Source organism: Sciscionella sediminilitoris (assembly GCF_000737195.2).
GTDB lineage: Bacteria > Actinomycetota > Actinomycetes > Mycobacteriales > Pseudonocardiaceae > Sciscionella > Sciscionella sediminilitoris.
This window is the reverse complement of record NZ_JALM01000078.1, coordinates 26,361-36,066: the sequence shown is the minus strand read 5'-3', so window position 1 is coordinate 36,066 and position 9,706 is coordinate 26,361. Positions and strand designations below refer to the sequence as shown.

The window sequence follows — 9,706 nt, the reverse complement described above, 5'->3', positions numbered from 1 at the left end:
CACGGGAGCCGTTCGTTACTGTTCGGCGTCGAATCCGTGTAACGGACACACCGGACCGAACGAGGGAACGCCATGACTTACCCACCGCAACCTCCCAACTACGGTCAATCGGGTGGGTTCCAGCCGATGCCGCAGCACCCGGTCCAGATCGACCCGCAGACCCGCCCGCCGAGCGGCGGAACCGCGATCACCGCGGGTGTGCTCGGCCTGCTCGGTGGCCTGTTCGGCCTCTACATGCTGATCAGTGTGGTCAGCGTGCTCGGCCAGGCGCCGTCCTCGGTGATGGGGATCCTGGTCGGGGAGACGATCGGCTTCGTGCTCTGGACCGGCACCCTCATCGCCGGGCCGATCCTGCTGTTCATGCGCAAGCGGCTCGGCCAGATCCTGACCCTGATCGGTTCCGGGCTGGCCATCATCGGCTGGATCGCCCTCGGCGTGCTCGCGATGCAGGGTGTTGCGGCTGTCGGTGCCACCTTCAACGGTTCCACCAGCCGGGCGGCCGGTGCGATCGTCGGCGTGCTGTTCTTGTTCGCGGTTCCGGCGATCGCCACCTTCGTGCTCGCGATCGTGCCGCTGACCACGCGTTACGTGACCTGGCAGCGAGGGCAGGGCGCGATGTACGGCGGGATGCCGCAGCAGCCGCCCTACCCGCCGGTCGGGGGCCAGCAGCCCTGGTGAGCACGGTTGCCGCCCGCGCGTGCCGAATGCCGCGCGGGTAGGCTCCGGCATATGGCACACGGGTTCGAAACACGAGCTATTCATGCGGGTCAGGAGCCCGATCCGCACACCGGAGCGGTGATCACGCCGATCTACCAGACCTCCACCTTCGCCCAGGACGGCGTCGGAGGTCTGCGCGCGGGCTACGAGTACTCGCGCACCGCCAACCCGACCCGCACCGCGTTCGAGGAATGTCTCGCCTCGCTGGAGGGTGGAGCGCGGGCGGTCGCGTACTCCTCGGGAATGGCCGCCTCGGATGCCGTGCTCCGGGTGCTCACCGAGCCGGGCGCGCACATTGTCATCCCCGACGACGCCTACGGCGGCACCTTCCGGCTGGTGGACAAGGTGCTCGCGCACTGGGGGATCGACTACACGCCGGTCCGGCTCTCGGACCTGGACGCGGTGCGCGCCGCGCTGACCGACAAGACCAGCCTGATCTGGTGCGAGACCCCGACCAACCCGCTGCTGGGGATCGCGGACCTGGCCGGTCTCGCCGGTCTCGCGCGTTCGGCGGGCGCGAAGCTCGTCGTGGACAATACCTTCGCCACCCCGTACCTGCAGTCCCCGCTCGAGCTCGGCGCGGATGTGGTCGTGCACTCGACGACCAAATACCTCGGCGGACACTCGGATGTGGTCGGCGGCGCGGCGATCACCGGGGATGAGGAACTGGCTGAGCAGCTGTTCTTCATGCGCAACGCCGCCGGTTCCGCGCCGGGACCGTTCGACAGCTGGCTGACCCTGCGCGGGGTGAAGACCCTCGCGGTGCGCATGGAGCGGCACTGCGCGAATGCCGAGGAGATCGCCCGCCTGCTGGTGGACCACCCCAAGGTCGGCGCGGTCTACTACCCGGGCCTTCCCGGGCACCCCGGGCACGAGATCGCGGCCAAGCAGATGCGCGCGTTCGGCGCGATGGTCTCGTTCACCCACGTCGACGGCGCCGAAGCGGCCCGCGAACTGTGCGGGCGCACGAAGCTGTTCACCCTGGCCGAATCGCTCGGCGGGATCGAATCGCTGATCGAGCACCCGGCGGCGATGACCCACGCCTCGGTTTCCGGTTCGGCGCTCGAGGTCCCCGCGGACCTCGTCCGGCTCTCGGTCGGCATCGAGCGCGTCGAAGACCTCGTCGAGGATCTGCGCAGCGCGCTCGGCTGAATGGCGTAAGGCCCGGTCAGCCCCGCTTGTTCGTCTTGTGCGACTCGCGGGGCGCCGGGTGCACGCCGGGAGGGAGTTCGCCGCGGTGCACGCAGCTGCCGATCAGCTCGATCTGGTTACCGGACCGGATGTACTGGCCACCATCGCAGTCGGTCTGCGCGACCGTGTACACGGCGGCCCCGGCGAGCGCGCTCGCTGCGATGGTCGCACCGATGACCGGAACGATCGCCGCTATCCGGCTCAGCTTCGCCATGCGCTTGTAACTCCTACCGCGAAAAATTCCTGTGATGTCGTCCCCTTGACAGACAATACCCCGGCTGGCCCGCGTTCAGCGGCCTTCTCAGGAGACTGCCAGGATATCCACAGTTTCGGCTCAGTGCCTGATCGGGCGGGGTAACCCGGTCAGGTGCCGGGGGCGCCACCGATGTTCGGCGGGCTCGGCGGACCACCGGGAACCACCGTGCCGAGCGACTGCTGCCATGCCTGGCGCCACAACCCGGAGCGTTCGATGTTGCGCAGCCAGTCATCGATGAAGTTCTTGAACGAGTCGTCACCGTGACGGATTCCGATGCCGTACGGCTCCGAGGTGAACGGGTTGCCGACGATCTTGATCTTGTTGTTCAGCTGAGCCGCGCCCGCGACCACGGTCAGGTCGTGCACATAGGCCTCGGCCTTGCCTTGTTCGAGCGCCGATACGCACTGCGAGGAGTCGGCGACCGGGGTGACCGCGGCCTCCGGTTCCTTCTGCGTGACGGCCTTTTCGCTGGTCGTGTCCTTGACGACGCAGACCTTCCTGCCGCGCAGGTCGTCGGCGGTCTGGATGGCGTGATCCGTGCGCAGCGTGGCGATGGTCTGCCCGGAGTCGAAGTAGGGCCCGGCGAAGGTGACCTGGCGGGCGCGCTTCTCGGTGATCGAGTAGATGCGGATGACCGCGTCCACGGTGCCCGCTTGGAGTAGTTGCTCGCGGTTCTCCGGGGTGACCGAGACGATCCGCGGTGTGGACTGACCGGTGATGTACTTGGCGAGCATGCGGGACAGGGTGGCGTCGAAGCCTTCGGTCTGCCCGGTCGTCGGGTTCTGCTGGGAGACCAGGGGCAGGTTCTTGTCGCTGCCGATCAGCATCTGACCGCGGGCCTGGATCGCCGCTGCGGTCGGGGAGGAGTTGATCTGTGCTTCGGTGGCGACCGGGGCCCGGTCGATGAAGTTGGTCTTCCGCTCGGCTCGCGAGGGGGATTCACCGGAGCAGCCGGAGAGGGCGAGCGCGGCCGTGACGGCGAGTGCGGTGACGGTCTTGCGGGCGGATGGCCGGAGACTCATGTCACATTTGTCCTCTAGTTAACGGGGGTAGCACTTGTGAGTGAACATGCGAGATGGTGTCTGGGTGGACGCAGTTCGTCAAGGGCACCGGCGGCCCGGTCGCCCTCCGCCCTCGGCTGGTTCGTTTGAAGTCTTTATCCCCCGACAGTTGTAGGGTAATCTGCGGCGCGAACTACAGAGAATCACCTTTTTGTACCCGATCGGGGCACCAAGGTTGGCCTGCTAGAAGGAATCAGGTGGCGAGTTGCCGCCGACCGACACCGCAAGGAACAACGGATGCCGGTACGCCCGGATGGATCGGCCGCGAGGTGACCGACGATGCGGACACTCGCTAACTGGCCGCTCCGCGCGAAACTGCTGGCAGTGCTCGCGCTGCCGACGATCGCCGCGGTCGCGCTCGCAGCCGCCCGAATATACGACGGGGTCGCCGAGACCTCGAGCTACCAGCGCTCGGTCGATGCCATCGGCTTCGACTACGACGCCACCGAGGTGACGCACGCCCTGCAGCACGAGCGGGTGGCGATGGCGAGCTGGATCGTCGGCGGGCGCGCGCCCGGTCACGGTGAGCTGGACAAGGACATCTCCGCCACCGACAGCACCTGGGACCGGGTCAAGGGCGCCAATCAGGAAGTCGACGTCGCCGAACCCGCCATTCAGCGTATCCAGCCGCGGATGACCGCGCTCGACCGGCTGCGCAAGATGGCGATGCAACCGGGAGGCGCGGACACGGCCGCGATCTCGGTCTCCACGATGAACTCCGCGTACGGCTCGGTGATCGACACCCTGCTGCAGCCGACCTATGCCGGAAGCAGTGCCGAGCTGCGGGACAACCAGAACGCCGTCAACGCGCTCGAGCATGCCAAGGAAGACGCGTCCACCCAGAACCTCTACCTCACCCTCGGTGCCATGCGCGGCAGGTTCGCGGACAACGAGGGGCAGCTGCTCAACGAGGCCGGGGCCGATCTGGTCTCCTCGATCTCCCGGTTCAACGACATCGGCCCCGATGACGACAAGCGCGCCTACGCGGGCGAGATGACCGGGGTCGCGGTCAACAACCAGTTCCAGCTGCAGCAGCTCGCCGTGCAGCGGGCCGGGGCGAACCTGCCGACCGGGATCGACACCGGCCAGGTCGTCTCCAACGCGGATGCGATCAGCCAGAAGTTCGCCAATGTGCTCGACCGGGCCTTCGAGAACCTGAAGAGCACCGCGAGCGGCATGCTCAGCAGTGCGCGCACCTCGCTGATCGTCACCGCGAGCGTGCTCGCCGTCGCCCTGTTCATCACGCTGATGCTGATGTTCTTCGTGGCCCGCACCATGCTCCGTCAGCTGCGTACCCTGCGGCGCACCGCGTTGCGGGTGGCGAGCGAGCAACTGCCCGCGACGGTGCACCGGATCCTCTCCGATCCGGATCCGCGGGAAGCGGCGCGGACCGGGATCAAACCCGTCGGGGTGCACACCACCGAGGAGATCGGCCAGGTGGCGCGGTCCTTCGACGAGGTGCACAGCCAGGCGGTGCGACTGGCGACCGAGCAGGCCCTGTTGCGAGACAACCTGAACCGGATCCTGGTCAACCTTTCCCGGCGCAGCCAGGTGCTCGTGCAGCGCCAGCTCGGCGTCATCGACCGGCTCGAGGATCGCGAACAGGACCCGGACCGGCTCACCGACCTGTTCGAGCTCGACCACCTCTCCACCCGGTTGCGGCGCAACGGTGAGAGCCTGCTGGTGCTCTCCGGTTCCGGTCCGGCCAACCAGATCACCCGGCCGACGAGGGCCGCGGACATCATCGGCGCCGCGGTTTCGGAGACCGAGGACTACCGCAGGGTCGACGTCGGCACGGTCCCGGATGTCTCGGTGCACGGCCAGGCGGTGCACGACCTGGTGCACCTGCTCGCCGAGCTGCTGGACAACGCGACCTTCTTCTCCGAGCAGTCGACGACCGTCCGGGTGCGGGCCGCGATGAACCGGCACAGCGAACTGGCTATCCAGATCACCGATACCGGGGTCGGGATGACCGAGGAGCAGCTGGCGGCGGCCAACCAGGCACTGTCCGAGCCGCCGGACCTGGATGTCGCGGTGACCAGGCGAATGGGGCACTACGTGGTCGCCCGCCTCGGCAAGCGGCACGGCATCGAGGTGCGGCTCGCGGAGAACGAGGACATCGAGGGCGGCCTTGTCGCGCGCATCAAGGTGCCCGCGAAGCTGCTCACCGACAAGGCGCGGGCGAGCTCCGGGCTGCCGCCACAGGTCAGTGTCCGGCAGCTGTCCCGTTCCGGCTTCGAGGAAGAGGACGCGGAATTCGGCTCGGGCGATACCGGGGCCGAATGGGAGCCCGCGGAGATCGGGGGCTCCGGATTCGAGACGGTGCCCGCCCAGCGCGATGCGGATGAGGATGCGCATTCCATGGTCGTTCCCCCTGATCTGCCCGGAAAACGGAACCTCGAGGAGAACCAGGCCGAACTGCCCGCGCTCGATGCGCCACTGCATCTGGACGCGCTCGGCAGCGGCCCGATCTACACGGATCAGCCGGCGAGCGTCGCCGAGGACGGCAGCGGGGCCAAGGCGGCGAACAACGGCAATGGCAGCACCGGAAACGGCAGATACGCCGGAGCGCTGGACGAGAACACCGGAAAACGCCATGAGGAGCTCGTACGTAAGGGAACGCCTATTTATCAGGAAATGATGTCCAGGTGGCTTTCCGAAACGACGGAAACGGATGTGTTCACCGCACTCGACGAATCGGGTAATCCGAAAATCGAGTGGCGGGAGGAATCCGATTCCGGTTGGCATGCGGCCGCGCTTCTCGGGGACATCGAGCCGGAGCAGAATGGGCAGTCCGCATTGCCGAAACGGGTGCCGAACGCGTATCTGGTCCCCGGCTCGCTGGACAGCGGAGCGCACCACCTGGCGGCCGAACAGTTGCCGGAGGATGCCGAGCAGGCGGCGAACGTGGCACGGGACAAGATGGCCAGGTTCCAGTCCGGCTTCGTCGCGGGCCGCAAGGCGGTCGGGCATTCGGTGCGCGGCTCGGAGGGGGCCGAGCAGGGCAACCCGTTCGGACTCACGGACAAGGAGTGAGGGTGACACAAGCACAGCGAACGGAATCCGGGCAGAACTGCGGCTGGTTGATCGCGGATTTCGTGCGCCGGGTTCCCGGGGTGACCCACGGGACCGTGGTCTCGGCCGACGGCCTGTTGCTCGCCGCCTCGGAGGGGTTGCCGAAGGACAAGGCCGACCAGATGGCCGCGGTCACCTCCGGGCTGAACAGCCTGACCAGGGGAGCGGCGCGCATCTTCGGCGGTGGCCCCGTCGCACAGACGATCATGGAGATGGCCAACGGATATCTGTTCCTCATGTCCATCTCGACCGGGTCGTGTCTCGCAGTGCTCGGCACCGCGAACGCCGATATCGGCCTCGTGGTCTATGAGATGACCTTGCTCGTCGACCGGGTCGGCAGGGTGTTGTCTGTCGAACCAAGGCGGAATATCAAGTAGTCGGGAATGGGAGCTCGCGGTGAACGAAATAGACAGACGGGATTTCGGTACGCTCGCCGGGCGTATTGATGTGGACCCGGCCGCGTTCGAACCGACAGGCGGCCAGGCGGTGCCCGAACAGGCCAAGGAGCCGTTCGCGCACACCGAACCCGGTCCACAGGGATTCCTCGACGAGCCATCGGGGAATCCGGAACTGGTCCGCCCTTATTTCCGCACCAAAGGCAGAACACGCCCCGGCCTCGAGCTGTCCATCGAAGCACTCGTTTCGACCAGCCACCGGGGACTGGACAGCGCGAATCTCGCCGTCCCGGAACACCGCAGCATCTGCGAACTCTGCGTCGACACCCGCTCGGTCGCCGAGGTCGCGGCGTTTCTGCGGCTGCCACTGGGTGTGGCGCGGGTACTGATCGGCGATGTCGCGGCCGCTGAACTGGTCGTCGTGCACACGGCGACGCACATGGCTGGTGACCGGCCGAGTATCGATTTCATGGAGAGGGTGCTCAGTGGTCTTAGGACGGTTTGACGGCACGGATTCGGCAGCGCTCGGACCGACGTCTTCCGCGAAGATCGTCGTCGCCGGTGGATTCGGCACCGGAAAGACGACTCTTGTCAGTGCGATATCGGAGATCGAGCCGCTGACCACCGAGGCGGCGATGACCGAGCTCGGTGAACACGTCGACGACACCACGGTCACGCCGGACAAACAGACGACGACCGTGGCGATGGATTTCGGCAGGCTCTCGCTCGATTCGGATATCGTGCTCTACGTGTTCGGGACCCCGGGCCAGGAACGGTTCTGGTTCATGTGGGACGACCTGGTTTTCGGTGCGATCGGCGCGGTGATCCTGGTCGACACCCGGCGGCTCTCGGACGCGTTCCCGGTCATCGACTTCTTCGACAACGCGCGCCTTCCCTATGTCATCGCGGTGAACTGTTTCGACCGGCTGCTGCACCACAAGGTCGAGGACATCCGCAATGCGCTCACCATCCGGCCCTCGGTTCCGATCGTGCTCTGCGACGCGCGGGAACGGGAATCGGCAAAGCAGGTGCTGGTTTCGGTCGTGCGGCACGCGATCGAGCACGACCGGCGCGCGCAGGCCGCGGCACCTGCTTCCTAGGACCTACCGGTTCCCCCTGCGTTCCCGCTCGCGCTCGATCGCTTCGAAAAGGGCCTTGAAATTCCCCCTTCCCGAAACCGAGCGAGAATGCCGTACCGCTCGAGGTTCTCGATCGTGGCGACGATGTCCGCAACGGCGAGCGCGATGTGCTGGCAGCCAGGCCCGGTATGAGATTCCAGGTACTCGTCGGTCCGGGATTTCCACTTCGCAGTGGCGGGCTCGTTCAGCGGGAACTTGACCTTGTGATGGTCGTTCGAGACGACCTTCGACATCAGTGCCGAGTACTCGGTTGCGATATTCCTCAAGTGGTTGCCTGGCAACGAATCCGGGAAAGCAGGGACCCGAGTGGCGGGGGCGGCCGATGAGCGAATGCCCGGTCTCCCCGTAGGTCGCCCCCTGAGCGCGCGTGTTCGGCGCACTTGTCCACGTTCTCGACCTCGGGCGCGAGATCGGTGACTCCGTCCGCGCGGAACCGGGTTCGAGCACGAATGCCTTGTGGTCGCGGTTGCCGTGTTCCGGCCCGGAGTAGGCGAACAGCCGCATCCCGAAGGCGGATTGGTAGTGGTGCGCGGTCTCGGTCGCGTTGCCCGCGACGAAGACCACCGCGTCGAGCGCCCTGATCGCGGCACAGACTGCGCAATAGTTTCGTGACCAGCTGGGCAGAATGTACAGTTGATCAGCGATCTGTGCGGTCAGATTGCGCAGATCGGCTAGTGTTCGCCCGCTGTCCGGAGGTCGCCCGCCATGACACTCGACGAGCTCGACGGCAAGTTGCTGCTGCTGCTCACCGATGAACCGCGGCTCGGGGTGCTCGAATGCTCTCGGCGGCTCGGTGTCGCGCGGGGCACCGTGCAGGCACGGCTGGACAAACTGCTCGCCGGTGGGGTGCTCACCGGGTTCCCGCCCGCGGTCGATCTGGCCGCCATGGGCTACGGGCTCACCGCGTTCGCCAGCTGTGAGATCGCCCAGGGCAGGCGCGGGGTGGTCGCCGAACGGCTGCGTGCCATCGCCGAGGTCTGCGAGGTGCACGCGACGACCGGACAGGCGGATCTGCTCGTCCGGCTCGTGGCACGGTCGAACGAGGATCTGCAGCGGGTGATCGACGAGATCGTGGACGTGGAAGGGGTGCAGCGGCTCGCGACCTCGATCGCACTGTCCACCCCGGTTCCGCCGCGGGTGCGGCCCCTGGTGGAGCGGCTGCGCGGGCAGTGAACGGAAAAACGGGTGCCCGCCCGGACACCCGTGTTTCCCCGTGGACCTACCCCTTGTAGGGCACGGCCTTGACCAGCGTCACCTTCATGGACTTGCCGTTGGGCAGGGCGTATTCCCTGGTCTCGCCGTCCTTGGCGCCGAGCAACGCGGAGCCGACCGGCGAACTGGGCGAGAACACCTCGATACCGTCGTGCGCCCCTTCTTCCCGGGTGGCGAGCAGGAAGTCCTCGGTGTCGTCATCGCCTTCGTAGCGAACGGTGAGCACGGAACCCGGCTCGGCGACGCCGCTCTTCGTGGGCACCTCGCCGACCTTCGCGGTACGCAGCAGCTCCTGGAGCTGACGAATCCTGGCTTCCTGCTGACCCTGTTCGTCCCGGGCGGCGTGGTAACCGCCGTTCTCCTTCAGATCGCCTTCTTCGCGGCTGGCGTTGATCTTGGCGGCCATAGCCGGACGGTTCTCGACCAACTCGTCGAGTTCCGCCTTGAGACGGTCGTAGGACTCCTGGGTCAGCCAGGTCACCTGTTCGTCGCTCATGGTCACCACTCCTCTTTCTTGCGTGCTTGCTCGTCCGGGCGGATGAGCGGGGTTCCCGGTTCCAGCTAGCCAGGAACTACAAAAACACGGCCCACTCTGGGGCCGTGCGTTAACGGACAGGATAGCACGCACCGCGCGAGCGGTCGCTTGTTTTCGGTAATCGA

General features: G+C 66.7%; 10 protein-coding genes and 1 pseudogene. 7 read left to right on the top strand and 4 right to left on the bottom strand.

All coding sequences use genetic code 11. The annotated features are described in order from the left end of the window. The first annotated feature begins 72 nt into the window (after positions 1–72). Both AD72_RS26925 and AD72_RS26920 read left to right on the top strand, forming a co-directional pair. The gene (locus AD72_RS26925; RefSeq protein WP_156365388.1) at positions 73–678 is read left to right on the top strand and encodes a hypothetical protein; all 606 of its coding nucleotides are present in this window, start codon (positions 73–75) and stop codon (positions 676–678) included. A gap of 51 nt (positions 679–729) precedes the next feature. Further along, positions 730–1,869 (top strand): cystathionine gamma-synthase, encoded by a 1,140-nt coding sequence (locus tag AD72_RS26920; protein WP_031469400.1) that lies wholly within the window; start codon positions 730–732, stop codon positions 1,867–1,869. A gap of 16 nt (positions 1,870–1,885) precedes the next feature. Here the strand turns inward: AD72_RS26920 and AD72_RS26915 are convergent, their stop codons facing one another. Together AD72_RS26915 and AD72_RS26910 are read right to left on the bottom strand one after the other, a co-directional pair. Continuing rightward, complete coding sequence (locus AD72_RS26915) at positions 1,886–2,122, bottom strand: hypothetical protein (RefSeq protein ID WP_037347465.1); 237 nt, start codon at positions 2,120–2,122, stop codon at positions 1,886–1,888. 149 nt (positions 2,123–2,271) lie between these two features. Beyond that, positions 2,272–3,186 carry a glutamate ABC transporter substrate-binding protein gene (locus AD72_RS26910; protein WP_031469398.1) on the bottom strand — a complete coding sequence of 305 codons (915 nt, stop codon included), beginning with the start codon at positions 3,184–3,186 and terminating at the stop codon, positions 2,272–2,274. A 318-nt stretch (positions 3,187–3,504) separates the two neighbouring features. On the opposite strand from AD72_RS26910, the gene AD72_RS26905 reads away from it, so the two are divergent. The 4 genes from AD72_RS26905 to AD72_RS26890 are packed head-to-tail and all read left to right on the top strand — an operon-like array spanning position 3,505 to position 7,795. Continuing rightward, entirely contained in the window at positions 3,505–6,261 is a 2,757-nt protein-coding gene (locus AD72_RS26905) for a nitrate- and nitrite sensing domain-containing protein (RefSeq protein ID WP_037347463.1), read from the top strand. Between the two features lie 2 nt (positions 6,262–6,263). After that, complete coding sequence (locus tag AD72_RS26900) at positions 6,264–6,677, top strand: roadblock/LC7 domain-containing protein (RefSeq protein WP_031469396.1); 414 nt, start codon at positions 6,264–6,266, stop codon at positions 6,675–6,677. A 19-nt stretch (positions 6,678–6,696) separates the two neighbouring features. Then, a complete protein-coding gene (locus AD72_RS26895; protein ID WP_425480785.1) occupies positions 6,697–7,200 on the top strand; it encodes a DUF742 domain-containing protein in 504 nt (167 codons plus the stop codon). After that, positions 7,181–7,795 carry a GTP-binding protein gene (locus tag AD72_RS26890; protein ID WP_031469394.1) on the top strand — a complete coding sequence of 205 codons (615 nt, stop codon included), beginning with the start codon at positions 7,181–7,183 and terminating at the stop codon, positions 7,793–7,795. Before AD72_RS26895 ends, AD72_RS26890 begins: the two co-directional genes overlap by 20 nt. Before the next feature lie 3 nt (positions 7,796–7,798). Here AD72_RS26890 and AD72_RS35985 read toward each other — a convergent pair. Continuing rightward, positions 7,799–8,416: pseudogene (locus AD72_RS35985) on the bottom strand (4-hydroxyphenylpyruvate dioxygenase family protein); the annotation flags it as partial. 123 nt (positions 8,417–8,539) lie between these two features. Here AD72_RS35985 and AD72_RS26880 point away from each other — a divergent pair. Beyond that, positions 8,540–9,007 (top strand): Lrp/AsnC family transcriptional regulator, encoded by a 468-nt coding sequence (locus AD72_RS26880; protein ID WP_031469392.1) that lies wholly within the window; start codon positions 8,540–8,542, stop codon positions 9,005–9,007. 46 nt (positions 9,008–9,053) lie between these two features. Here AD72_RS26880 and greA read toward each other — a convergent pair whose 3' ends face one another. After that, on the bottom strand, positions 9,054–9,542 hold the full coding sequence (gene greA, locus AD72_RS26875; RefSeq protein ID WP_031469391.1) for a transcription elongation factor GreA: 489 nt from the start codon (positions 9,540–9,542) through the stop codon (positions 9,054–9,056). Positions 9,543–9,706 lie beyond the last annotated feature (164 nt).